Consider the following 22,593-nt stretch of genomic DNA (forward strand, 5'->3'; position numbering starts at 1 on the left):
TCCTTCAGAACAGAAAATAACGTTGCGCCAGCGGCAATACCGTGGCGGGCTCGCACACCAGCAATTCGCCGTCGGCGCGTACCTCGTAGGTTTGCGAATCCACTTCGATCAGCGGCAGCAGGCCGTTGTGCACCATGTCGCCCTTGCGCACCGTGCGACAGCCATTGGCCACGCCGATCAGGCTGCGCAAGCCCAGTTGCTGGTGAACGCCGCGCTGATAGGCCGACTGCGAAAGAAACGTCATGCGCGTGGCGTTACGTGCCGCCCCCAACGCGCCGAACATCGGCCGGTAGTGCACGGGTTGCGGCGTCGGGATAGAACCGTTGATATCGCCCATCGGCGCCATGGCGATCATCCCGCCCTTGATCACCAGCGCGGGCTTCACCGCGAAAAACGCCGGTGCCCAGAGCACCAGGTCGGCGAGTTTGCCGGCCTCGATCGAACCCACCTCATGGGCAATGCCGTGGGTCAGCGCCGGATTGAGGGTGTATTTGGCGATGTAGCGTTTAACCCGGAAGTTGTCGCTGTAATGGCTGTCTGGCGCCAGCGGCCCGCGGCGGCGCTTCATCTGGTCGGCGACCTGCCAGGTGCGCAGCACCACCTCGCCGACCCGGCCCATGGCCTGGGAGTCGGAGGACGTCATGGAGAACGCCCCCAAGTCATGGAGGATGTCTTCGGCGGCGATGGTCTCGCGGCGAATGCGCGATTCAGCGAAGGCCACGTCCTCGGCAATACTCGGGTCCAGGTGATGGCAGACCATGAGCATGTCCAGGTGCTCATCAACGGTGTTGACCGTGTACGGCAAGGTCGGGTTGGTCGACGACGGCAGCACATTGGCAAAGGCCGCAGCACGGATAATGTCGGGCGCATGGCCGCCACCCGCGCCTTCGGTATGAAAGGTGTGGATGGTGCGATCACCGATGGCGGCAAGGGTGTCTTCGATACAACCGGATTCGTTGAGGGTATCGGTGTGAATCGCCACCTGCACATCCAGTTCTTCAGCCACGCTCAAACAGCAGTCAATGGCCGCCGGGGTCGAGCCCCAGTCTTCATGCAGCTTGAGGCCCACGGCGCCCGCGTGAATCTGCTCGCGTAAGGCCTCTGGCGCCGAGGCGTTGCCCTTGCCCAGCAGGCCAATGTTGATCGGCAGCTCATCGGCGGCCTGGAGCATGCGCGCCAGGTACCAGGGCCCGGAGGTGCAGGTGGTGGCATTGGTACCGGTGGCCGGCCCGGTGCCGCCGCCGATAAAGGTGGTGATACCTGAGGTCAGGGCTTCCTCGACCTGCTGCGGGCAAATGAAGTGAATATGCGAATCGATGCCACCGGCGGTGACGATCTTGCCTTCGGCAGCAATCACCTCGGTACCAGCGCCAATCGGCAAGGTCACCCCCGGCTGCACATCCGGGTTACCCGCCTTGCCGACGCCGAAAATGCGCCCGTTCTTGACCCCGATATCGGCCTTGACGATGCCCCAGTGATCGATGATCAGGGCATTGGTCAGCACCAGGTCCATCGCCTGATTGGCGAGCATCTGACCTTGGCCCATGCCGTCACGAATGACCTTGCCGCCGCCAAACTTGACCTCTTCACCGTAGATCGTGAAGTCCTTCTCCACCTCGACCCACAGCTCGGTGTCGGCCAAGCGCACGCGGTCGCCCACCGTGGGGCCAAACATGTCGGCATAGGCGCGACGGGAAATACGGCTCATCGCACGTTCTCCAGTTTGCCCATCACCCGACCCTGAAAACCGTAGACCTCGCGTTTGCCGGCATACGGCACCAAGGTCACGCTGCGCGCCTGGCCCGGCTCGAAACGCACCGCCGTCCCCGCGGCAATGTCCAGGCGAAAACCACGGGTGGCTTCACGCTCGAACACCAGCGTGTTGTTGACCTCATAGAAGTGATAATGCGACCCGACCTGCACGGGGCGGTCGCCATGATTGGCGACGGTCACGCTCAGGGTCGGGTAGCCCTCGTTGAGTTCGATGTCGCCCTCGGCGACCTGCACTTCTCCAGGAATCATCGGACACTCCTAAACGATGGGGTCATGGACGGTCACCAGCTTGGTGCCGTCGGGGAACGTCGCCTCGACCTGCACATCGGGGATCATTTCGCTCACCCCTTCCATGACCTGCTCACGGCTGAGTACTTCACGGCCCAGGCTCATCAACTCGGCCACCGTGCGCCCGTCACGCGCACCCTCCATGACCGTGGCGCTGATCAAGGCCACCGCCTCCGGGTAATTGAGCTTCAGGCCACGCGCCAGGCGCCGCTCGGCGAGCAACGCGGCGGTGAACAGCAGCAGTTTGTCTTTCTCTCTTGGGGTCAGCTCCATGGCGTTCTCTCAGGTGGCCCAGATGCGTGGCGGGCACGGCGCCAGGCCGACCACGGCCGGACGCAGGGCATGCCAGATGCGCTGCAGGGTGAAGTTCAGGCGTTGGTTATCGTGATCGAGCAGGCGCACCACCAGCAGCTCACCGAGCAGGGTCGCGCCTGCCGGGACGCTGAGGTCGTCGAGCAAGGCGCGGGTCTGCTCCAGCACTGCGCTGTTGGCCGGGTAGGCACAAAAGGTCGCCTGCAACGGGTAGCCGGCCAGTTTTTCCAGTTGCCCGTCGCTGATGCGCAGGCGTTCACACAGGCCGGGATCGTCAGGCACGTCGATCTGCAAGCGGCTGTCGACGGCGCCGTGGCTGAACGTCTCGTTCATCACCGGCCGCCCCAGGCACAGGGTTTCCCAGGCCAGCAGACGCGCACCCGGCGCCAGGCTGAAGCGGTTTTCCAGGCGCACACGGGCACCAGGAAAGCAGATGCTGCCTTGCGGCAACCACTCCAGCACGCTGTCAGCGGCCAGGTGAAAGTGTTGCTTCAGGGTCGAGGTTGCGCCGCCACTGCGGTAGAACTTGGTCGCACCGGGCATGGTTAGCAGTGCGTGACTGCCGGGTTCAAGGTGCACATCGAGCACCAATTTGTCGCCACCGACCACGCCACCGGGTGGGTGCAGCACATAAACGTGGCACGGCGCGCCCTCCGGATAGAAGGGTCGCTGCACCAAAAGAGGACCGAAATGCCGCCGCGCACCAATACAGGTCTTGGTTGCGCGCTGTATAAAGCGCAGCATCAACTCGGCACTCCAGCCAGAATCACGGGCGACGAGGTCGAGTGGTGGGGCAAGCGTCATGCATCTGATCCCTGTAAATATGGAGTCCGATGTACTTGATCGACTGGTCCTACGCACACCGTCGCAAAGACGGCTTGAAGTTTTGACCAATCGATCAGTAATCGTTACAGGGGGCAAAGCACATAGCGGGCCAGCTTGACCGCTATGGGGCAGCAGTTGTGCGTATTGTTATGGACTTATCCGTTGTTTGTGGGGCCTGGGCTGGCCCTACCGGTGGGAGCGGGCTTGTCCCGCGATTTGCTATATCGCGCCAGATCGCGGGGCAAGCCCGCTCCCACCGGTAGGGCCGGATGCAGGAGCGAGCGGCTTTGCCTACTTTGCCCAAGAGCAAAGTAGGCCGCCGTAAGGGCGGAAGGGGCCAGTACAGCCTCCGCACCGCATGGATAAACTCACAGTTTCCAAAACCATTAAGCGAACAGCATTAACAGCTTTGCGGCATTTCACCACGCGCCAGGCGCAGGTTGATGTCATCAATCACCGTCGGCAGCTCGGCGATAGTGTCGATCAGATAGTGCGGCCGCGAACCTTCAAACAGGCGGCCAATACGTGCACGCTCCTGATCCAGAGTGTCGAGCGCCAACGCTTTATAGTCTTCATACGACAGCCCCAGCGCATTGCCCGAACACGTCAACGCCACAGTCCACATCCCGGCCCGTCGCCCTTCCAGAATACCCGGCCAGGTGTCGTCGACTTTCACACAGGCCGCTACATCGTCGACTCCCAGGGCAATCACGTTGGCCAGGGCTTGCGCCGGCCACGGGCGGCCATTGGGTGTTTCATCAGTGGCGACCACATGATCGGCAACGTAACCATTGCGGGCGGCCAGCTCCACCACTTTGTCCATCACCACTTTCGGATAGCCCGAGCACGAACCAATCTTCAAGCCCTGCTCGCGCAAGGTGGCAATGGCCTGCAACGCGCCAGGGATCAACGCCGAATGCTCAGCGATTTTCTCGATCTGCAGGGGCATGAAACGGTTGTAGATCGCCGTGACGTCCTCATCGCTTGGGGTGCGGCCAAACGCCTGACGGTAGCGCTCGGCAATCTGCGGCAGGTCGCACAAGGTGCGGATATGGTCCCACTTGCCCATGCCCATCGGGCCACGGGCTTCCTCCAGCGACACGGCAACGCCGAACTCGGCAAAGGCTTCGACGAAGATTTGCGTCGGTGCGAACGAGCCGAAATCGACCACGGTGCCCGCCCAGTCCAGGACCACTGCTTGCAAGCGTTCAGGGGTGTTGTAATGCATGGTGTTTCTCCAGTTTCGGGATGAGTTGGGCCGCGCCTTGTGAACAAGGCGTTGGCAGATTGCAGGTGCTAGTAAGGTGGATCAGCTGTCGGGCAGCGGACCGCTGTCGAACAGCTCGGCAATGATCGGGCGGTTGCGCCGTATCGCCAGGCAACACAGGTAATAGCTGATATGAAAGGGTTGTTCGATAAACGAAATGGCCTTGGTGCCGGGCCGGTCGACATACTCCACCGCTGCGACAAAACCGACACCAATCCCCTGCACCACCGCATGCACAATGGCTTCGCGGCTGTTGAGCTGCATGACACAGTCCAGGCTGACGCCGTAGCGCTGACAGCCCTCCTCCACCAGTTGTCGGGTACGCGAGGCCTTTTCCCGTAGCACCAGGCGCTGGCTGCTGATTTCGTGAATGCTGACCTGTTGTTGATGAGCCCACGGATGATCATCGCGAACCACCGCCAGAATCGGCACGGTGCGGTACAAATGCGTACTCAAGCGCTGATCGAAGGCCGACAACGCCAGAATCGCCACGTCGATATCAAAGCTGTACAGCCGCTCCAGCGTCTCGGCTTCGGTGGTGAACGAGGTTTCCAGGTCGATGTCCGGGTACTGTTGCATCAGGTTGTAGGTCAGGCTCATGGCAATCGGCGGTGACACCGCTCCGATGCGCAGCATGCCCTGCTTGCGTTGGCTAAAGCGCTGCAGCAATTGCACGGCTTCATCCTCCTGGCCAAACACACCCTGGGTGATCTCGTAGAGTTTGTGCCCCGCGGCACTCAATTCGATGTAGCGGCCACGGCGATGGAACAACTCAACGGAAAACTTCTTCTCCAGGGTGCTGACCTGCTCACTGACGGTGGGCTGCCCGACGCTCAGGTACTCGGCGGCCAAGGTAAAACTACCGGTCTTGGCCACAGCGTGAAAAGAACGCAACCACTTGTGGTACTGGTACATGAGCGTTTCCGGGTCCTTGGGGTCGGTGGTCAGCGGCGCACGAACAGTGCGACAACGGCACTGCACAGGCAACTGACGGTGACGACAATAAAGATCAGCGAGGTATTGCCGGTGGTGTCGAGCATGCGGCCAATCAACGGTTCCGCCAAGCCGGCAAACAGGTACGAGGAGAAGTTCATCACCCCGGTGGCGGTCCCTGCGCGTTTGGCGCCGACCAGGTCCGGGCACAAGGCCCAGAAACTCGAAGCCGGACCGTAAACAAAGAAGCCGCACAGGAACAACGCCACCAGGCCTACCATGCTATGGGCCGGCAAGCTCCACATCCACAGGCTGGTCGCAGCGCCAAGGAACATATAGAGCATGATCGCCAGGTAGCGTTTCGAACCGAACAGCTTGTCCGACACCCAGCCGTTACTCAGGGCGCCCACGGCCATGCCGACCGGCAGCGCCACGGTGATCCATTTGGGGTCGATGAAGCTTTGCCCCGACTTCCAGTCCGCCCCGAGAAAATGCACCGGCACCCAGACAATCAAGCCATAGCGCGCCGCGTTCTGAAAACCTAACGACACGGCGGCGATCAGCAGGCGCACATTTTTCAGCACCGCCTTGTAGCGCTGCGCCGACGTTTCCTCGTCTTCGTGGCCAACTTCATGGCCTTTGTCTTCAGCGTTGGCCACCCCGGTGTCATCCAGCGCCTTGAAGCCCATGTCTTGCGGGCGTTCACGGGCCACCAGGTAGAAGGTGATGCCGCCGGCCAGCATCAGCAGGACCGGCAAGCGGAAGATCCAGCGCCACTCCAGGTGCAGCACCTCCAGCACCACCACCGAAGTCACATACGACAACACCGAAGCGCAACCCGCCGCAAACACGTAGAAGCCATACACCCGGCCACGTTCACCAGCGCTCCACCAGTTCGACAGCAAGCGGCTGCCAGGTGCCCAGCCCAAGGCCTGGAAGTAGCCGTTGACACCCCACGGCAGAATCAGGCTGAGGAACCCGCCAGCAAAGCTGGTGACCCAGTTCGCCGCACAGGACAACACCGCACCCAGGCTCATGATACGGCGGCCGCCGTACTTGTCGGCAAGGTTGCCATTGATCGCCTGGCCGATGGCGTAGGCCCAGAGCATGGCCGTCGAGGCCCAACCCAACGTCTCTTTGCTCAGGCCGAACTCGGCCTGAATGCCGGGAATGGCAAACCCGAAGGTTTGCCTGCCGGTGTAGAAAAACAGGTAGCAGAACATCGCGGCGAGCAGCATGCGCCACTGTGCGGTACGAAACGGTGACGCAGGGACAGCCAGACCGGAGAGACTTTCGGCACGATTCATGATGTTTTCCTTTGTTTTACGCTAGCGCAAGTCAGCGACCTGCGATACGGCACTCTTGGTTGGTGCAACAGGAAACAGCGGCACGTTTCAGGCGGCGTCAGCGCCTATGAAGTTCTTGCCGCGGGCGCCCTGCAGGGCATAGGCGATCATGGCCTGAGCCTGCGCGGCATCGACGCCGTAATCGGCGAACTCGGTCTTGACCCCGAGGCTGTGAAGGAAATCGCGCAACTGACGGCGAGCGCCGTCCAGATCGCTACCGAACACTCGTTGCAAGGTACGGTCGCGGTCAGCATCGCGGCCCCACGCCAGGCTCAGCACCAACGGCAGGGAGAAAGAGCAGGCAATGCCGTGGGGTACGCCGTAGCGCAAGGTCATTTCATAAGAGATCGAGTGCGCCAGCGCGGTTTTGGTGTTGGAGAACGCCATACCGGCTTTGAGCGCGGCCAGGGCCATACGCCCGCGCAGTTCTGCGTTGCCCAGATCACGCTGCAAGCGTGGCAGGCAGTCGAGGATTTCTTCGATGGCCGACACCGCGAAGGTGTCGGAAAGCGGGTTGGCGTTGACGTTCCAGATCGCCTCCAGGGCATGGGACAAGGCATCCAGCCCGGTCGATACGGTAACGCCAGCCGGCACCGTGAGCATCAATTGCGGATCGACGATCGCCGCCTTCGGCCAGGTGCAGTCCAGGTGCAGGGAGTATTTTTTCTGCGCCGCGCTGTCCCAGATGGTCGCCCAGGGCGTGACTTCACTGCCGGTGCCGGCCGTAGTCGGCGCGGCAATCAACGCCTTGCAGCGTGCCGGAACAAAGGGTTGGCCAAGCGCCAATAGCTGCAGCAACTCCTCGAACTGCCCTGATTCAGTGCCGACGATCAACGCCTTGGCAGTATCAATGGCACTGCCGCCGCCCAAGGCGATCACTGTCTGGCAATCACCGGCTTCAGCCCAGAAGCGCTCGTAAGTGGCACGCAACTGCGCCACATCCGGGTTGGGCTGGACATCCTCGACCACATAGCACAAGCGCTCACCCAGCAGCGCCTTGACCTGATCGACCAAGCCCAACGCACGGGCCTCAGGAAAGGTCACCAGGGCGACCTGCTGACCCTCGGTCAGGGCGCTGATGCGGCTGAGGCTGCCGCTGCCAAAGCAAGTGGCTACCGGGTTATGGAAATAGGCAAGCATGGCGGTTCCCTTTGTTGTTGTTTTGGTTGGGGACATACTCATGGCCAAGTGACTTTCGCTCAAATCGATTGATTCAAGGCTTTCATCGGCTGAACCGATAATGACGGGCGTCGATGAATCGCGGAAAAACCGTTGCACGTTGCACACTCCTGGGCAAATCGCGGGCGCAGCCAGGGCGTGCCCTGACTGGCCAGATATCGAAAAAAGAGGGTGAGGTGTAGCTCAGTGGCGACTGGCGCCCTGGATGCGCTGGCGCAGACGGCTGGAAACCAGGTCAGCTGCGACGACCATCAAGGTAATGACAATGATGCAGGTGGCGGTTTCCGGGTATTTGAACAGCTTCAGGCTACTAACCAGTTCAAAACCCAGCCCCCCTGCCCCGACCATGCCCAGCACCGTCGCCGAGCGCAGGTTGACCTCGAAGCGATACAGCACCACAGCGATCCAGGCGGTGATCACTTGCGGTATCACGCCAAAGACAACCACCTGCAATGGCCGGGCACCGGTGGCTTGCAGCGCCTCGATCGGGCCCTGGTCGATCTCCTCGATGCTGTCAGCAAAGAACTTACCGAGCATGCCCACCCCGTGCAGGGCCAGGGCCAGTACCCCCGGAAACGGCCCCAAGCCCACGGCCGACACAAACACCAGGGCGAGGATCAGCTCATTGATACTGCGGATCACGTTCAAGACTTGCCGAGTAGCGGCATACACCCAGCGATTGCCCTGCAGGTTGCGCGCTGCGAGAAACGCCAACGGAATGGCAAACACAATCCCCAGCAGCGTTCCCCACAGGGCGATCTGCAAGGTTTCGATTGCCGGTTGCCACAGCCTCGGCAGAATGCTCAGGTCGGGCGGCATGGAGCGCGCGAGAAAATCGCCAATCTGCGGCAAACCGTTAGTCAACTCGCGCCAGCTCAACTGAGTACCCGCCGCACTCCAATGCAACAAGGTCACGGCCAGCAGCACCCAGGCTGAGGTGACGATCCAGCCCCGTGTGCTGCTGGGGGTATCAACCAACCATTGGTATCGGCGTGGTGAAGGGTTCATCAGGCACGTCCTCCTTCGGCTTGCAGACACGGCATCAGCGGCGTGCGCTTGAGCGTCTCCAGCATCGGCTCAGCTTGCGGATAAATGCGCTGCAGGCTGGCTTCGTTCAACGCCTCGCGACGGCTGTCAAACACCAGACGGCCGTGGGCCAGACCGACGATGCGATCACCGAACTCACGCGCCAGGTCCACCTGATGCAGGTTGCACACCACGGTGATCCCCTGCTCCCGGGCGGCATCACGCAGGTACTGCATCACCCGCCGGGCCGTTTTCGGGTCAAGGCTGGCAACCGGCTCATCGGCCAGGATCACCTTCGGCCGTTGCGCCAGGGCGCGGGCGATACCGACACGCTGCATTTGCCCACCCGACAAGGCATCGGTACGGGCCGTGGCTTTATGTTGCAAGTCGACCTGCTCCAGGCAGTGCCGCGCCAGGGCAACGTCGTCGCGACTGAACAGCTGCAGCACAGAAGCCAGTGTCGACACTGAACCCAGGCGCCCGGTCAGCACGTTCTTGAGTACCGACAGGCGCGGTACCACATTGTGATGCTGGAAGATCATTGCCACCTGCCGACGCAACTCACGCTGCTGACGGTCATTCATGGCATCGATACCGGCGATCTGCAGTTCACCGCTGTCAGCCTGTGCCAGCCGGTTCATGCAGCGCAACAAAGTGGACTTGCCGGCGCCCGACTGGCCCAGCACCACCACGAACTCCCCGGCGTCGATATCCAGATCGATGCCCTTGAGCACGGCGTTGTCGCGGTAGTCTTTGAGCAGAGTGCGCACGCGGATCATTTCATGCTCCGCAGATCGAGATCGAGGACCTTGGCGGTTTCACGCACCACGTCATAGGCGGCGTCGCTGGTCGGCTGAAAGCCGTTGAGCTGGCCTTGGTCGCCCCACGGCACATCCTTGATATTGGCCATCGCACTGGCCAGTTTCTGTTTCAGCGCCGGGTCCAGGTCCTGACGCCAGACCATCGGTGACTCTGGAATGTCGGCGGAAGACCACACCACCTGCAGGTCTTCGGCCTTGACCTGTCCCTGGGCAACGGCGGAGGCGTAAATACGGTCGGCCACCGCTGCGGCATCGACCTTGCGGTTCGCCACCGCGAGAATGCTGGCGTCGTGCGAGCCAGAGAAGATCACCCTGGAGAACAACGACTCCGGGCGATACCCGGCAGCCTCCAGGCCCGCCTTGGGGAACAGATGACCGGAGGCCGAGCTGGGGTCGACAAAGGCGAAGGTACGGCCTTTGAGGTCGCTCAGTTGCTTGATGCCGCTGTCTTTGCGCGCCAGGATCTGGCTACGGTAGGCGCTTCTGCCCGCCTTGCGCGTCACCGCCACGGCGAAGGCGTCAACCCCGGCTACCTGATGCGCCAGTACATAGGAGAACGGCCCCAGGTAGGCCACGTCGAGCTTGCCAGCGCGCAGCGCCTCAATCACACCGTTGTAGTCGGTGGCCACGAACGGCTTGACCGGCATGCCGAGCTGCCGCTCAAGGTCGGCCAGCACCTGTTTGCTGCTTTCGATCATGGCCTGGGAATCTTCGGAAGGAATCAGGCCGATGCTCAACGAGGTTTGCGCTGAAACCTCGGCGCAGGCCAACAGTGGCAACAGGCCAAAAGCGGTCACACGAAGCAATTTGGCAAACGGGTTCATGGTGAGTGTCCTGCAGGTTGTGTTGAGGTCGCTCCACACTAGGGCTGTCACGTGACAGTCACAGCTTCAAATCACTATGTGTTTTCCCGCAAAACCATTGATGGAAGCTATGGATGTCGACCACCAAACTGCGCACCTTTCTGGCCGTCGCCCGCCAAGGCAGCTTCAGCGCCGGGGCCCGCGCCCTGGGCCTGAGCCAGCCGACCGTGACCACTCAGGTTCAGGCGCTGGAACGTGACTACAACGTCGAGCTGTTTCATCGCCGTGGCCGGCGTATCGAGCTGACTGCGGTTGGCCGTCAGTTGCTGCCGATTGCCCAGCACTTGAGCACGCTGGAACTGGAAGCGTTCAACCTGCTGCGTGATTCCGGCAAGCTCAATCGCGGTCAGTTGAAAGTGGGTGCGGTCGGGCCGTTTCATGTCATCGAAATGGTCGACGCCTATCGCCTGCGCTACCCGCAGATCGACCTGTCGATCAAAGTCGGTAACTCCGCCAGCGTGCTGGCCGATCTGGAAAACTACGTCACCGATGTTGGCGTACTGGCCGGCCTGCACGAAGACCCGGCGTTCAGCGCCCAGTTGTATGCGCGCCATCCGGTGGTGCTGTTCGCCCACATCGAGCACCCGCTGGCGCAGTTTGAACAGATTCCACTCACGGCCCTGCAAGGGCAGCCGCTGCTGCACCGCGAAAGTGGATCAACCACGCGCCTGGCGCTGGAAAAGGCGCTGCTTGAGCACGAGGTAACGCCACGCATGGTCATGGAGATCGGCAGCCGCGAGGCGCTGCGGGAGGCGGTGATTCGGGGGATCGGGGTGGGGGCGGTGTCAGAGGCAGAGTTTATTGCCGACCCGCGGATCAGGACGATTCGCCTGCAGGGCGATCCGGTGTGCACCGAAACCTATCTGTACTGCCTGGCTGAGCGGCAAAACAGTCAGGTGATTGGTTCGTTTCTGGCTTTGGTAACGCAATCGCGGGGCAAGCCCGCTCCCACGGTAGGAGCGGGTTTGCCCCGCGATCAAACACCTTAGTAGTAGGCGTTCTCTTTCTGACTATGGTCAGTCACATCACGCACGCCCTTGAGCTCTGGAATGCGCTCGAGCAAGGTGCGCTCGATGCCTTCTTTCAAGGTTACGTCAGCCTGGCCGCAGCCCTGGCAACCACCGCCGAACTGCAACACGGCGATGCCGTCTTCTACCACTTCGATCAGGCTCACCTGACCGCCGTGGCTGGCCAGCCCCGGGTTGATCTCGGTTTGCAGGTAGTAGTTGATGCGCTCGTTGATCGGGCTGTCTTCGTTGACCATCGGCACTTTGGCGTTCGGCGCCTTGATGGTCAGCTGGCCGCCCATACGGTCGGTCGCGTAGTCAACCACCGCGTCTTCCAGGAACGGCACACTGACCGCGTCCAGGTAAGCGGTGAAACTGGCCAGGCCCACGGCCGTGTCTTCAGGCTTTTCTTCGCCCGGCTTGCAGTAGGCAATGCACGTTTCGGCGTATGTGGTGCCCGGCTGGGTGATAAAGATACGAATGCCAATACCCGGGGTGTTCTGCTTGGACAGCAGATCAGCCAGGTAATCATGCGCGGCGTCGGTAATAGTTATGGCGCTCATGGAAGTTCCTCACAGACTTGTCGGCAGTTTACGCCAACCTGGCCGCCGAACAAAGTCCTAGTATTTCTGTCGGGAAAGCCCGGCAACGCCGGGAACGCTCCAGCAGCGCTCCCGGCGGCCAGTTTCACAGGTTTTCGTAGCGGTTCATGTCGAGCACGCCCGCTTCCACCGCATCGGTTTCCTTGATGTAGGTGTTCAGGTCGTGAAAGTACTGCCAGAACTGCGGATGGCTGCGACGTACGCCCCAGCGCATGACCACGCGCTCGAATTTGTCGGTATCGTCACGAGCGGCTTCCAGGTCCTCGACAAACTCCGGCACATCGGCGGAGGGAATGTTGAACATGAAGTTCGGGTAACTGCTCAGCACCCCCGGTACCAGGGTCAGGGTGTCCAGGCCCGGTTGGTAGCGATAGGCTTCACCAAGCATGAAAGCTACGTTGCTGTGCGCCCGGTTGCGCAGCAGGCTGTAGACCTGACGCTGACCGCCCTGCCCTTCGATGCGCAGCAGGGTCGCTTCAGGCAACTGACCGATCACTTTCAGCCCTGCCGCCGGGCGCGACACCAGCCGGCTCAAGGTCTGCTCGACACCGCGGAACTCGTCGTTCATTTGTGGTCGCGAGCAATAGGCACCCTGGCAGCGGTTGATCGGGTCAGGCGCGGCGTTGAGGCTGCCGGTGCGCTGGATCAGCTTGAGGCCGAAATCGCGTTTCGGGTCTTGCCCATCGAGCTTGAGGGCGCTCGGGGTATCGGTGTCGATCTCCTCGTAGTCCAGCCACATCTTCACTTTGCCGCTGTTCTGGTACCAGTCGCTGAGGATCGCCCCACGCGCATCGGCCGGCATCAGGCGCAAGAAGTTGACCTCGGCACCGTTGCGGATCAGGTCGAAATACAAGCGCGTCTGCGCCTGGTGCGAGACGTTGCCGTAGACATCGAAGTTGACCGCCAGCTGATAGTAGGTGCGCTCGAACAACGGGTAGTCGAACAGCCACAGGGTCTTCGGCACATCGCCGATCAAACCCTTGGTCACCGAAGCACTGTCGAAGTGACGGAAGATGGTCAGCAGCGCGTTGTCGTTACCGGCCCACAGCGTCGACCAGCTCGGCGCGGGCATGTCGGCGTAGGCTTCGCGGCGCAGCACTTCGTACTCGTTGCGCTTGTCGCGGTAGGCATGCCACAGGGTCAGGATGCTGCCAACGTCGTCAATCTGCCCGGGCATGGCCAGCAACGGCGTGGCCTGGCCACGGTACTCGGCATCGGTCAGGTAACGGTCATGCGCCGGTTCCTGGAACAACGCCCAGAAATGGTCACGGATCACATCAGTGGCGATCTGGCCGCGGCACACCGGGCCGCGAATGAAGGTACGGACAAAGTACTCCGCGTTATCGAGCATGAACTGATAACGGGCCACGGCCGGGATCGCTTCGAAGGTTTCAAACGGATTGGCCCGGTGTCGCGGACCGTAGCCGGGCAGCGCACTGGCATGCCAGTCGCCGCTGTAAAACAGCTGCTTGACGCGTTTGAGCTTCTGCGGCCCCATCGGGTAGGTGATGTGGGTTTTATGCACGATCACGCCTTGCACCGGCATCAGGCGGTAATAGAAGTCGGTGCCGGGAGGATCGTTGGGGCGACGTGTGGCGATCAGGTCGATCGGCTGGCCGCTGGGCGTGCGCGAACGCACCCACTGGAAGAAATGCCCCTGCTCGCCGCCCACAAAGTAGATGTGCGCAAGGAACAAGTGTTCGTAAAGCCAGCGCCCGACCAGGGCCTCGGTGGAACCTGGGCGGTTGAGCAATGCTTCCCAGTCGGCAATCTGCGCCGCCTCATTGGCGCTTGGCGTAATAGCGTTGTGGTCGATTGGGGCACCTGCTGCCAGCCAGCGTTGCAGCGTCTGGTACTCGGCATCGGTAAGACCGGTGACCGCCAGTGGCATGCCTTCTTTGGGGTGCGCCCCGGCATAGGCATCGAATTCACCGGGCAGCGGGCACATGTTGTTGCGGTTCAGCCCCAGAACGATTTCTTCAGGCAGCTTGGCATTGGGCGTCAGTGGCGTTTTATGCCCCAGCTCCAGCATCCGCGCCATCAGTGCGGCCTGGCTGCCCTGGTTGTCGAGCACTGAGTAGAAGCCCTTGCGCTGCCAGGCTTCAGTGCTCTGGGCATCGTAGAACAAGCGGGTCGGGGCCACCGCCTGGCTGCGGTCGCCCTGATACACCGGCACTTTGGAGCCCCCCCGTGAGGCGCCCTCGGCACTGCCCAGGTTGAGCTGGCAGGCCGCGTCGTTACAGGCGTGGCAGGCCACGCATTTCTCCGTGAAAATCGGTTGGATGTCCCGGGTATACGAAATAGCCGGGCTGGTTTGAGGGGCTTGCCCCAACGCCACGCCACTGATGAACAGAGCGAAAGCGCCGGCAAGTAAGCGATACACCATGTGCCGAATGTCCTGGGTATTGAAAGCTTCACGATTCTACCGGTGCTGGCGGCGTGCCAACATGAATGAAATTCATGTAAATGCTCGACACGTCTAAAAACCGCGCAGCTTTGTTATTATTCCGCAACTTTTGTTTTCGCCCGACCAGGTAGTCCTATGTCTGACCGCAGCGCTCGTTTCCAAGCACTTCAGCAAGCACTCAAAGAGCGCATTCTGATCCTCGATGGCGGCATGGGTACTATGATCCAAAGCTACCGCCTTGAGGAACACGACTATCGTGGCACGCGCTTCGCCGATTGGCCAAGCGATGTCAAAGGCAACAACGACCTGTTGCTGCTGTCGCGCCCGGACGTTATTGCCGCCATCGAGAAGGCTTACCTGGACGCCGGTGCCGATATTCTCGAAACCAACACCTTCAACGCCACGCAGATTTCCCAGGCCGACTACGGCATGGAATCGCTGGTGTATGAACTGAACGTTGAAGGTGCGCGGATTGCCCGTCAGGTTGCCGATGCGAAAACCCTGGAAACGCCAGACAAGCCGCGCTTCGTCGCCGGCGTCCTCGGCCCGACCAGCCGCACCTGCTCGATTTCGCCAGACGTCAACGACCCAGGCTACCGCAACGTCACCTTTGACCTGTTGGTGGAAAACTACATCGAGGCTACCCGCGGCCTGATCGAAGGCGGCGCCGACCTGATCCTGATCGAAACCATCTTCGATACCCTCAACGCCAAGGCGGCGATTTTTGCCGTGCAGCAGGTGTTCGAAGAAGACGGCCTGGAACTGCCGATCATGATTTCCGGGACCATCACCGATGCCTCTGGCCGGACTTTGTCGGGCCAGACCACCGAAGCGTTCTGGAACTCGGTGCGCCACGCCAACCCGATCTCGGTCGGCCTGAACTGCGCACTCGGTGCCAAAGATCTGCGTCCATACCTGGAAGAACTGTCGACCAAGGCCGGTACCCACGTCTCTGCCCACCCCAACGCCGGCCTGCCGAACGCCTTCGGTGAATATGATGAAACCCCGGCGGAAATGGCCGAAGTGGTTGAAGAGTTTGCCGCCAGTGGCTTCCTCAACATCATCGGCGGTTGCTGCGGCACGACCCCTGGGCACATTCAGGCCATCGCCGAAGCTGTAGCCAAGTACGCACCGCGGGCCATTCCGGACATCCCCAAGGCCTGTCGCCTGTCGGGCCTTGAGCCGTTCACCATCGATCGCAGCTCGCTGTTCGTCAACGTCGGTGAGCGTACCAACATTACCGGATCGGCCAAGTTCGCCCGTCTGATCCGTGAAGAGAACTACACCGAAGCGCTGGAAGTGGCCCTGCAGCAGGTCGAGGCTGGCGCCCAGGTGATCGACATCAACATGGACGAAGGGATGCTCGATTCCCAGGCGGCCATGGTCAAGTTCCTCAACCTGATCGCCGGCGAGCCCGATATCTCGCGGGTGCCGATCATGATCGACTCCTCCAAGTGGGAGGTGATCGAAGCCGGCCTCAAGTGCATTCAAGGCAAGGGCATCGTCAACTCGATCTCGATGAAAGAAGGCGTCGACGCCTTCAAACATCACGCCAAACTGTGCAAACGCTACGGTGCTGCCGTGGTGGTGATGGCCTTCGACGAAGTCGGCCAGGCCGACACCGCCGCACGCAAAAAGGAAATCTGTCAGCGCAGCTACGACATTCTGGTCAATGAAGTTGGCTTCCCACCGGAAGACATCATCTTCGACCCGAACATCTTCGCCGTGGCCACCGGCATCGAAGAGCACAACAACTACGCCGTCGACTTCATCGAAGCCTGCGCCTACATTCGCGACCACCTGCCCTACGCGCTGTCGAGCGGCGGGGTGTCCAACGTGTCGTTCTCGTTCCGTGGCAACAACCCGGTGCGCGAGGCGATTCACTCGGTGTTCCTCTACCACGCGATCCAGAACGGCCTGACCATGGGTATCGTCAACGCCGGTCAGCTGGAGATCTATGATGAGATCCCGGCTGCCCTGCGCGACAAAGTCGAGGACGTGGTGCTCAACCGCACGCCGGAAGGTACCGACGCCCTGCTGGCGATTGCCGACGATTACAAAGGCGGTGGCGCAACCAAGGAAGTCGAGAACGAAGAATGGCGTTCGCTGCCGGTCGACAAGCGCCTGGAACACGCCCTGGTCAAAGGCATTACCGCCTTCATCGTCGAAGACACCGAAGAGTGTCGCCAGCAATGCGCACGCCCGATCGAGGTCATCGAGGGCCCGCTGATGAGCGGCATGAACGTGGTCGGCGACCTGTTCGGGGCCGGCAAGATGTTCCTGCCACAGGTGGTGAAATCGGCGCGGGTAATGAAGCAGGCGGTTGCTCACCTGATCCCCTTCATCGAGGCGGAAAAAGGCGACAAACCGCAAGCCAAGGGCAAGATCCTCATGGCCACGGTCAAAGGCGACGTCCACGACATCGGCAAGAACATCGTCGGCGTGGTACTGGGCTGTAACGGCTATGACATCGTCGACCTCGGTGTGATGGTGCCGGCCGAGAAGATCCTGCAGACCGCCCGCGAGCAGAAATGCGACATTATCGGCCTGTCCGGCCTGATCACCCCGTCGCTGGACGAGATGGTCCACGTCGCCCGCGAGATGCAGCGCCAGGACTTCCACCTGCCGTTGATGATCGGCGGCGCAACCACTTCCAAAGCGCACACGGCGGTGAAGATCGAACCCAAGTACAGCAACGATGCCGTGGTCTACGTCACCGACGCCTCACGGGCTGTCGGCGTCGCCACGCAACTGCTGTCCAATGAACTCAAACCCGGCTTTGTCGAGAAGACGCGCCAGGACTATGTTGAAGTGCGTGAGCGTACCGCCAACCGCAGCGCCCGCACCGAGCGCCTGAGCTACGAACAGTCGATTGCAGCCAAACCGCAGTACGACTGGGCCAATTACCAACCGGCAGTGCCAAGCTTCACCGGGGTCAAGGTGCTGGACGACATCGACCTCAAGGTGCTGGCCGAGTACATCGACTGGACGCCGTTTTTCATCTCCTGGGACCTGGCAGGCAAGTTCCCGCGCATCCTCACGGACGAAGTCGTCGGCGAAGCGGCCACGGCGTTGTACAAAGACGCCCAGGACATGCTTGCCAAGCTGATCGATGAAAAACTCATCAGTGCCCGTGCGGTGTTCGGTTTCTGGCCGGCCAACCAGGTCAACCATGACGACATCGAAGTCTATGGCGCTGATGGCCAGCCACTGGCGCAACTGCACCACTTGCGCCAGCAGACCATCAAGCCGGACAACAAGCCGAACTTCTCGCTTGCCGACTTCGTTGCACCGAAGGAATCGGGCGTGACCGATTACGTTGGTGGCTTCATCACCACCGCCGGTATCGGTGCCGAAGAAGTGGCCAAGGCCTACCAGGACAAGGGCGACGACTACAACTCGATCATGGTCAAGGCCCTGGCTGACCGCCTCGCCGAAGCCTGCGCCGAGTGGCTGCACGAACAGGTGCGTAAAGAGCATTGGGGTTACGCCCAGGACGAGCACCTGGACAACGAAGCGCTGATCAAGGAGCAGTACTCGGGTATCCGCCCTGCTCCCGGCTACCCGGCCTGCCCGGATCACACCGAGAAGGAAACCCTGTTCCGCCTGCTCGATGGCACCGCGATTGGCGAAACCGGCCCCAGCGGCGTGTTCCTTACCGAACACTTCGCCATGTTCCCGGCGGCGGCGGTCAGCGGCTGGTACTTCGCCCACCCGCAAGCGCAGTACTTTGCGGTGGGCAAGGTGGACAAGGACCAGGTGCAGAGCTACACCGCGCGCAAAGGCCAGGAACTGAGCGTCACCGAGCGCTGGCTGGCGCCTAACCTGGGCTATGACAACTAAGTAAATTCGCGGGGCAAGCCCGCTCCCACCGGCCAGGGGCTATGACAGCTAAATAAAATCGCGAGTCATGCCCGCTGTGGGAGCGGGCCTTGCCCCGCGTTTGCGGTTTGCCAGTCACATCGCTTCGCGGGGCAAGCCCGCTCCTACAACCGTCTACACTGAGGGGTGATGCCTACACCTAGGAGCCCCTCATGGACGATCCCGCCCACGGCAAACCACCCACCTTCTGGCAAATGCTCCAAAGCATTCTCGCTGCGGCATTCGGTGTACAAAGCGGCAAGAACCGCGCCCGCGACTTCACCTACGGCAAGGCCAGCCATTTCATTGCGCTGGGCACCGTGTTCACCTTGGTGTTCATTTTGGTGTTGGTCGGGCTGGTCCAGCTGGCCATGCATTTGACCAGCCGCTGAAACGTAATCCGCCCGCAGATGTCCATTCTGCGGGCGGCACATGATTACCCATCGCGTGATGTCACTGGTGGCTGACCCAATACACGGCGGTCACCACAACCAGGATGATCAGACAGAGTATCGCCCAAGCATCGACACTGCTGTCAGGCTTACCCGCTTTGGTTGAGTTTCCCATTGCATCGCCTCTTGTAGTGGTTATGGGAATGCATGTCACCCGTAGCAGTTAAGTTCAGCAATGCCCTTTGCTCAAGCAGGGTTTTTAATATTTGACCGGTGCACTCAGGAACGGATAGCGATAGTCGCTGGTATGCCCCTGGGCACTGAAGCGCTTGAAGTCCAGCCCATAGTCGGCCTGCCCCTGAAACTTCAACCAGCGCCGCGCACGCATCGGGTCGATCAATTGCAGCACCGGCGCCTGGTGATTGCGCAGGCCGTCACGGTCGATGGGCAGATTCAGCGCATCATCATGCAATAACACCATCGCCCAGCCGCCCAACGAAAAGTGCCCGCCCATCAGCACGCTCAACTGTCCATCAATGCGCGCCTGCAGGGCTTGTACCGAGCTGTTGACGGCGCTGAACAGCACATCTTTGCCCGGCATGTGACCGGCTTCGACAAACGCCTGCATGGCGCCGAAGGCCATTTCGTCGTTGGCCGACCAGACCAGGTCGATTTTCGGGTAGCGCTTCAACAATTGCTGCGCCTGCTCATAGGCGCGCTGCTGCCCCCAGCCGCCATACACCACCTGACGCAGGCGCACCTGCGGGTGCTCGGCCAAGGCCCGGCGCATGCCCTGCTCACGCAATTGCGCAGCCGGTGTGGTCTTCAGGCCGGAAAAGGCCAGTAACTCGATGGGCCGCTTTCCGGCCGTTTGCGTGCGCAGTGCGATCAGTTCCTTGAGCATCTGATAGCCAGCCTGCTCATCGTTGCCCACCAGGGTACCAAGCAGCGGCGGGTACTTGTCCGGGTGTTCGGCAATCAAGGCGCTCTGGTCTTGGGTCAGGCCGTTATTGACCAGAAACAGCTTGACCCCGCTACCACGCGACAGGCGGATGATTTCCGGCGCCACATACTGTTCGTTGACCAGCACCAGGTAGTCTGGCCGGTCTTTGCCCTCAAGTACCTCACGGGCCTGCAGCAGGGCCAGTTCCGGGCGCCGCTCGCTGTATTGAATGCGCAGCTGCATGCCCAGGTCGCTGGCGGCGGCCTGCATGAAGTGCGAATAGCTGACCCAGAAGGTTTCGTTGGAATAGCCCGGATTGAGAAACACCACCGACGCGGCCTGCGCGCTGGCAGCCAGCGGCAGACTCAGGCACAGGCTTTGGCACAAGGCCTTGAGCATGCGGATTCGCTCCTGCTATTCAAACCGTCAATTATAAACACCGCAGGGGGGCAAACGGCTAAATGGCAGTCAGTCTCACTTAGTCCAAATGGTTCTTTTCATATGCTAAAACATCACTTTTGCGCATAACCGCAAACTGCTATCTTTCCTCCGCTCCGCTTTGGGAGTGCGCGGCCGTGCGCGCGATTAGCTGCAAGCAGCTTGAGAACAGGACCCCTATGTACGTATACGACGAGTACGATCAGCGGATCATCGAGGACCGCGTCAAGCAGTTCCGTGATCAGACCCGCCGCTACCTGGCCGGTGAGCTGAGCGAAGAAGAGTTCCGCCCCCTACGCCTGCAAAATGGCCTCTATATTCAACGTTTTGCCCCGATGTTGCGGGTCGCCGTGCCGTATGGCCAGCTGACTTCGCGCCAAACTCGGATGCTGGCGAAGATCGCGCGCGACTACGACAAGGGCTATGCCCACATCAGCACCCGGCAGAACGTGCAGTACAACTGGCCGGCGCTGGAAGACATCCCCGAGATCCTCGCGGAACTGGCCACCGTGCAGATGCACGCGATCCAGACCAGCGGCAACTGCCTGCGCAACGTCACCACCGACCAGTTCGCCGGTGTCGCCGCCGACGAAGTGATCGACCCGCGCCCATGGTGTGAAATCGTCCGCCAGTGGACCACCTTCCACCCAGAATTCGCGTACCTGCCGCGCAAGTTCAAAATTGCCATCAACGGCGCCAACAGCGACCGTGCGGCTATTGAAGTGCACGACATTGGCCTTGAGCCGGTGTACAACGCTGCCGGCGAGCTGGGCTTCCGTGTTCTGGTCGGCGGCGGCCTGGGCCGTACCCCGGTGGTCGGCGCGTTCATCAATGAATTCCTGCCGTGGCAAGACCTGCTCAGCTACCTGGACGCGATCCTGCGGGTGTACAACCGCTATGGCCGTCGCGACAACAAGTACAAGGCACGCATCAAGATCCTGGTCAAAGCCCTGACCCCGGAAGTCTTCGCCGAGAAGGTCGAGGCCGAAATGGTCCACCTGCGCGGCGGCAGCACCACGCTGACCGAAGCCGAAGTGCAGCGCGTGGCCAAGCACTTCGTCGACCCGGACTACAAGCAGCTGGACAACCTCGACTTCAGCGAGCTTGAGCAACAACACCCAGGCTTCGCGCGCTGGCGTACCCGCAACGTCCTGGCGCACAAGAAGCCTGGCTACGTTGCCGTGACCCTGTCGCTCAAGCCCACCGGTGTGGCGCCTGGCGACCTGACCGACAAACAGCTCGATGCGGTTGCCGACCTGGCCGAGCGCTACAGCTTCGCTCAGCTGCGCACCTCGCACGAGCAGAACATCATCCTCGCCGACGTCGAGCAGAGCCAACTGCACGCGCTGTGGCTGGAGCTGCGTGAAAACGGTTTCGCCACGCCGAACATCGGCCTGCTGACCGACATCATCTGCTGCCCGGGCGGCGATTTCTGCTCGCTGGCCAACGCCAAGTCGATCCCGATTGCCGAGTCGATCCAGCGCCGCTTCGACGACCTCGACTACCTGTTCGACATTGGCGAACTGGACCTGAACATCTCCGGTTGCATGAACGCCTGCGGTCACCACCACGTCGGCCATATCGGCATCCTCGGGGTGGACAAGAAAGGCGAAGAGTTCTACCAGGTCTCGCTGGGTGGCAACGCCAGCCGCGACGCCAGCCTGGGCAAGATCCTCGGCCCGTCCTTCGCCCAGGACGCCATGCCGGATGTGATCGAGAAGCTGATCGACGTCTACGTTGAAAAACGTACCGAAGACGAGCGCTTCATCGACACCTACCAACGTATTGGCATCGACCCTTTCAAGGAACGCGTCTATGCAGCGAATAATTAAAAACAACGAAATCGTCGACGAAACCTGGCACTTGCTGCCCAAGGACGTGTCCTTCGACGAGTTGACCAACTGCGACGACTACATCGTACCGTTGCAGCTGTGGCGTGATCACGGCCACGCTCTCAAGGCCCGCGACGGCGGCCTGGGTGTGTGGCTGGATGCCGACGAAGAAGCCGAAGAAATCGGTGAAGACGTCGCCAGCTTCCAGGTCATCGCCCTGAACTTCCCGGCCTTTACCGACGGGCGCAATTACTCCAATGCGCGCCTGCTGCGTGATCGCTACAAGTTCACCGGTGAGCTACGCGCCATTGGCGACGTGCTGCGCGACCAGCTGTTCTACATGAAACGCTGTGGCTTCGATGCCTTCGCCCTGCGCGCCGACAAAGACCCGGTTGAAGCACTGGAAAGCCTCAAGGACTTTTCCGTGACCTACCAGGCGGCCACCGACGAACCACAACCGTTGTTCCGTCGCCGCTGA

19 protein-coding genes are annotated in these 22,593 nt (G+C 61.2%); 5 read left to right on the forward strand and 14 right to left on the reverse strand.

Translation table 11 applies throughout. From position 1 onward, the window contains the following. Nucleotides 1-4: 4 nt before the first annotated feature. The 11 genes from ureC to phnD form a co-directional block, all read right to left on the reverse strand. Nucleotides 5-1,708, reverse strand: coding sequence for an urease subunit alpha (gene ureC, locus ACVWSC_RS15330; protein WP_442107452.1), 1,704 nt, complete (start codon nucleotides 1,706-1,708; stop codon nucleotides 5-7). Next, complete coding sequence (locus tag ACVWSC_RS15335; protein WP_442107454.1) at nucleotides 1,705-2,022, reverse strand: urease subunit beta; 318 nt, start codon at nucleotides 2,020-2,022, stop codon at nucleotides 1,705-1,707. Before ACVWSC_RS15335 ends, ureC begins: the two co-directional genes overlap by 4 nt. Before the next feature lie 9 nt (nucleotides 2,023-2,031). Continuing rightward, nucleotides 2,032-2,334: an urease subunit gamma gene (locus tag ACVWSC_RS15340; protein WP_442107456.1), complete on the reverse strand. Its 303-nt coding sequence runs from the start codon at nucleotides 2,332-2,334 to the stop codon at nucleotides 2,032-2,034. 9 nt (nucleotides 2,335-2,343) lie between these two features. Beyond that, on the reverse strand, nucleotides 2,344-3,177 hold the full coding sequence (locus ACVWSC_RS15345; RefSeq protein ID WP_442107458.1) for an urease accessory protein UreD: 834 nt from the start codon (nucleotides 3,175-3,177) through the stop codon (nucleotides 2,344-2,346). 421 nt (nucleotides 3,178-3,598) lie between these two features. Then, complete coding sequence (phnX, locus tag ACVWSC_RS15350) at nucleotides 3,599-4,426, reverse strand: phosphonoacetaldehyde hydrolase (RefSeq protein WP_442107460.1); 828 nt, start codon at nucleotides 4,424-4,426, stop codon at nucleotides 3,599-3,601. Nucleotides 4,427-4,507: 81 nt separating this feature from the next. Further along, a complete protein-coding gene (locus ACVWSC_RS15355; protein WP_442107462.1) occupies nucleotides 4,508-5,380 on the reverse strand; it encodes a LysR substrate-binding domain-containing protein in 873 nt (290 codons plus the stop codon). Nucleotides 5,381-5,409: 29 nt separating this feature from the next. Beyond that, nucleotides 5,410-6,705 carry an MFS transporter gene (locus ACVWSC_RS15360; protein ID WP_442107464.1) on the reverse strand — a complete coding sequence of 432 codons (1,296 nt, stop codon included), beginning with the start codon at nucleotides 6,703-6,705 and terminating at the stop codon, nucleotides 5,410-5,412. A gap of 87 nt (nucleotides 6,706-6,792) precedes the next feature. Continuing rightward, on the reverse strand, nucleotides 6,793-7,884 hold the full coding sequence (gene psrA / locus ACVWSC_RS15365; protein WP_442107466.1) for an iron-containing alcohol dehydrogenase PsrA: 1,092 nt from the start codon (nucleotides 7,882-7,884) through the stop codon (nucleotides 6,793-6,795). 222 nt (nucleotides 7,885-8,106) lie between these two features. After that, nucleotides 8,107-8,931 (reverse strand): phosphonate ABC transporter, permease protein PhnE, encoded by an 825-nt coding sequence (gene phnE, locus ACVWSC_RS15370; RefSeq protein ID WP_442107468.1) that lies wholly within the window; start codon nucleotides 8,929-8,931, stop codon nucleotides 8,107-8,109. Then, nucleotides 8,931-9,728 carry a phosphonate ABC transporter ATP-binding protein gene (gene phnC / locus ACVWSC_RS15375; RefSeq protein ID WP_442107470.1) on the reverse strand — a complete coding sequence of 266 codons (798 nt, stop codon included), beginning with the start codon at nucleotides 9,726-9,728 and terminating at the stop codon, nucleotides 8,931-8,933. Before phnC ends, phnE begins: the two co-directional genes overlap by 1 nt. Continuing rightward, complete coding sequence (phnD, locus tag ACVWSC_RS15380; protein ID WP_442107472.1) at nucleotides 9,725-10,594, reverse strand: phosphonate ABC transporter substrate-binding protein; 870 nt, start codon at nucleotides 10,592-10,594, stop codon at nucleotides 9,725-9,727. The genes phnC and phnD overlap by 4 nt, the downstream gene beginning before the upstream one ends. A gap of 113 nt (nucleotides 10,595-10,707) precedes the next feature. Between phnD and ACVWSC_RS15385 the strand changes: the two genes are divergently transcribed. Then, nucleotides 10,708-11,622 carry a LysR substrate-binding domain-containing protein gene (locus ACVWSC_RS15385; protein WP_442107474.1) on the forward strand — a complete coding sequence of 305 codons (915 nt, stop codon included), beginning with the start codon at nucleotides 10,708-10,710 and terminating at the stop codon, nucleotides 11,620-11,622. Here the strand turns inward: ACVWSC_RS15385 and nfuA are convergent. Next, nucleotides 11,619-12,203 (reverse strand): Fe-S biogenesis protein NfuA, encoded by a 585-nt coding sequence (gene nfuA, locus ACVWSC_RS15390; protein ID WP_028941949.1) that lies wholly within the window; start codon nucleotides 12,201-12,203, stop codon nucleotides 11,619-11,621. The genes ACVWSC_RS15385 and nfuA overlap by 4 nt on opposite strands. 124 nt (nucleotides 12,204-12,327) lie before the next feature. Next, a complete protein-coding gene (locus tag ACVWSC_RS15395; RefSeq protein WP_442107476.1) occupies nucleotides 12,328-14,628 on the reverse strand; it encodes a fatty acid cis/trans isomerase in 2,301 nt (766 codons plus the stop codon). A 156-nt stretch (nucleotides 14,629-14,784) separates the two neighbouring features. On the opposite strand from ACVWSC_RS15395, the gene metH reads away from it, so the two are divergent. Together metH and ACVWSC_RS15405 are read left to right on the forward strand one after the other, a co-directional pair. Further along, nucleotides 14,785-18,492: a methionine synthase gene (metH, locus tag ACVWSC_RS15400; RefSeq protein WP_442107478.1), complete on the forward strand. Its 3,708-nt coding sequence runs from the start codon at nucleotides 14,785-14,787 to the stop codon at nucleotides 18,490-18,492. A gap of 191 nt (nucleotides 18,493-18,683) precedes the next feature. Next, nucleotides 18,684-18,902: a DUF2970 domain-containing protein gene (locus tag ACVWSC_RS15405; RefSeq protein ID WP_442107480.1), complete on the forward strand. Its 219-nt coding sequence runs from the start codon at nucleotides 18,684-18,686 to the stop codon at nucleotides 18,900-18,902. A gap of 259 nt (nucleotides 18,903-19,161) precedes the next feature. On the opposite strand, the gene ACVWSC_RS15410 is transcribed toward ACVWSC_RS15405, so the two are convergent. Then, nucleotides 19,162-20,244 carry an ABC transporter substrate-binding protein gene (locus tag ACVWSC_RS15410; RefSeq protein ID WP_442107482.1) on the reverse strand — a complete coding sequence of 361 codons (1,083 nt, stop codon included), beginning with the start codon at nucleotides 20,242-20,244 and terminating at the stop codon, nucleotides 19,162-19,164. Nucleotides 20,245-20,462: 218 nt separating this feature from the next. On the opposite strand from ACVWSC_RS15410, the gene ACVWSC_RS15415 reads away from it, so the two are divergent. Then, nucleotides 20,463-22,115 (forward strand): nitrite/sulfite reductase, encoded by a 1,653-nt coding sequence (locus ACVWSC_RS15415; RefSeq protein WP_442107484.1) that lies wholly within the window; start codon nucleotides 20,463-20,465, stop codon nucleotides 22,113-22,115. Continuing rightward, entirely contained in the window at nucleotides 22,099-22,593 is a 495-nt protein-coding gene (locus tag ACVWSC_RS15420) for a DUF934 domain-containing protein (RefSeq protein ID WP_133215363.1), read from the forward strand. Before ACVWSC_RS15415 ends, ACVWSC_RS15420 begins: the two co-directional genes overlap by 17 nt.

The organism is Pseudomonas sp. NUPR-002 (assembly GCF_056322725.1).

What these genes read in the sequence shown, in the direction of transcription:
- ureC (WP_442107452.1), bottom strand. Translation starts at nt 1,708, where the DNA reads ATGAGCCGTATTTCCCGTCGCGCCTATGCCGACATGTTTGGCCCCACG.
- ACVWSC_RS15335 (WP_442107454.1), bottom strand. Translation starts at nt 2,022, where the DNA reads ATGATTCCTGGAGAAGTGCAGGTCGCCGAGGGCGACATCGAACTCAAC.
- ACVWSC_RS15340 (WP_442107456.1), bottom strand. Translation starts at nt 2,334, where the DNA reads ATGGAGCTGACCCCAAGAGAGAAAGACAAACTGCTGCTGTTCACCGCC.
- ACVWSC_RS15345 (WP_442107458.1), bottom strand. Translation starts at nt 3,177, where the DNA reads ATGACGCTTGCCCCACCACTCGACCTCGTCGCCCGTGATTCTGGCTGG.
- phnX (WP_442107460.1), bottom strand. Translation starts at nt 4,426, where the DNA reads ATGCATTACAACACCCCTGAACGCTTGCAAGCAGTGGTCCTGGACTGG.
- ACVWSC_RS15355 (WP_442107462.1), bottom strand. Translation starts at nt 5,380, where the DNA reads ATGTACCAGTACCACAAGTGGTTGCGTTCTTTTCACGCTGTGGCCAAG.
- ACVWSC_RS15360 (WP_442107464.1), bottom strand. Translation starts at nt 6,705, where the DNA reads ATGAATCGTGCCGAAAGTCTCTCCGGTCTGGCTGTCCCTGCGTCACCG.
- psrA (WP_442107466.1), bottom strand. Translation starts at nt 7,884, where the DNA reads ATGCTTGCCTATTTCCATAACCCGGTAGCCACTTGCTTTGGCAGCGGC.
- phnE (WP_442107468.1), bottom strand. Translation starts at nt 8,931, where the DNA reads ATGAACCCTTCACCACGCCGATACCAATGGTTGGTTGATACCCCCAGC.
- phnC (WP_442107470.1), bottom strand. Translation starts at nt 9,728, where the DNA reads ATGATCCGCGTGCGCACTCTGCTCAAAGACTACCGCGACAACGCCGTG.
- phnD (WP_442107472.1), bottom strand. Translation starts at nt 10,594, where the DNA reads ATGAACCCGTTTGCCAAATTGCTTCGTGTGACCGCTTTTGGCCTGTTG.
- ACVWSC_RS15385 (WP_442107474.1), top strand. Translation starts at nt 10,708, where the DNA reads ATGTCGACCACCAAACTGCGCACCTTTCTGGCCGTCGCCCGCCAAGGC.
- nfuA (WP_028941949.1), bottom strand. Translation starts at nt 12,203, where the DNA reads ATGAGCGCCATAACTATTACCGACGCCGCGCATGATTACCTGGCTGAT.
- ACVWSC_RS15395 (WP_442107476.1), bottom strand. Translation starts at nt 14,628, where the DNA reads ATGGTGTATCGCTTACTTGCCGGCGCTTTCGCTCTGTTCATCAGTGGC.
- metH (WP_442107478.1), top strand. Translation starts at nt 14,785, where the DNA reads ATGTCTGACCGCAGCGCTCGTTTCCAAGCACTTCAGCAAGCACTCAAA.
- ACVWSC_RS15405 (WP_442107480.1), top strand. Translation starts at nt 18,684, where the DNA reads ATGGACGATCCCGCCCACGGCAAACCACCCACCTTCTGGCAAATGCTC.
- ACVWSC_RS15410 (WP_442107482.1), bottom strand. Translation starts at nt 20,244, where the DNA reads ATGCTCAAGGCCTTGTGCCAAAGCCTGTGCCTGAGTCTGCCGCTGGCT.
- ACVWSC_RS15415 (WP_442107484.1), top strand. Translation starts at nt 20,463, where the DNA reads ATGTACGTATACGACGAGTACGATCAGCGGATCATCGAGGACCGCGTC.
- ACVWSC_RS15420 (WP_133215363.1), top strand. Translation starts at nt 22,099, where the DNA reads ATGCAGCGAATAATTAAAAACAACGAAATCGTCGACGAAACCTGGCAC.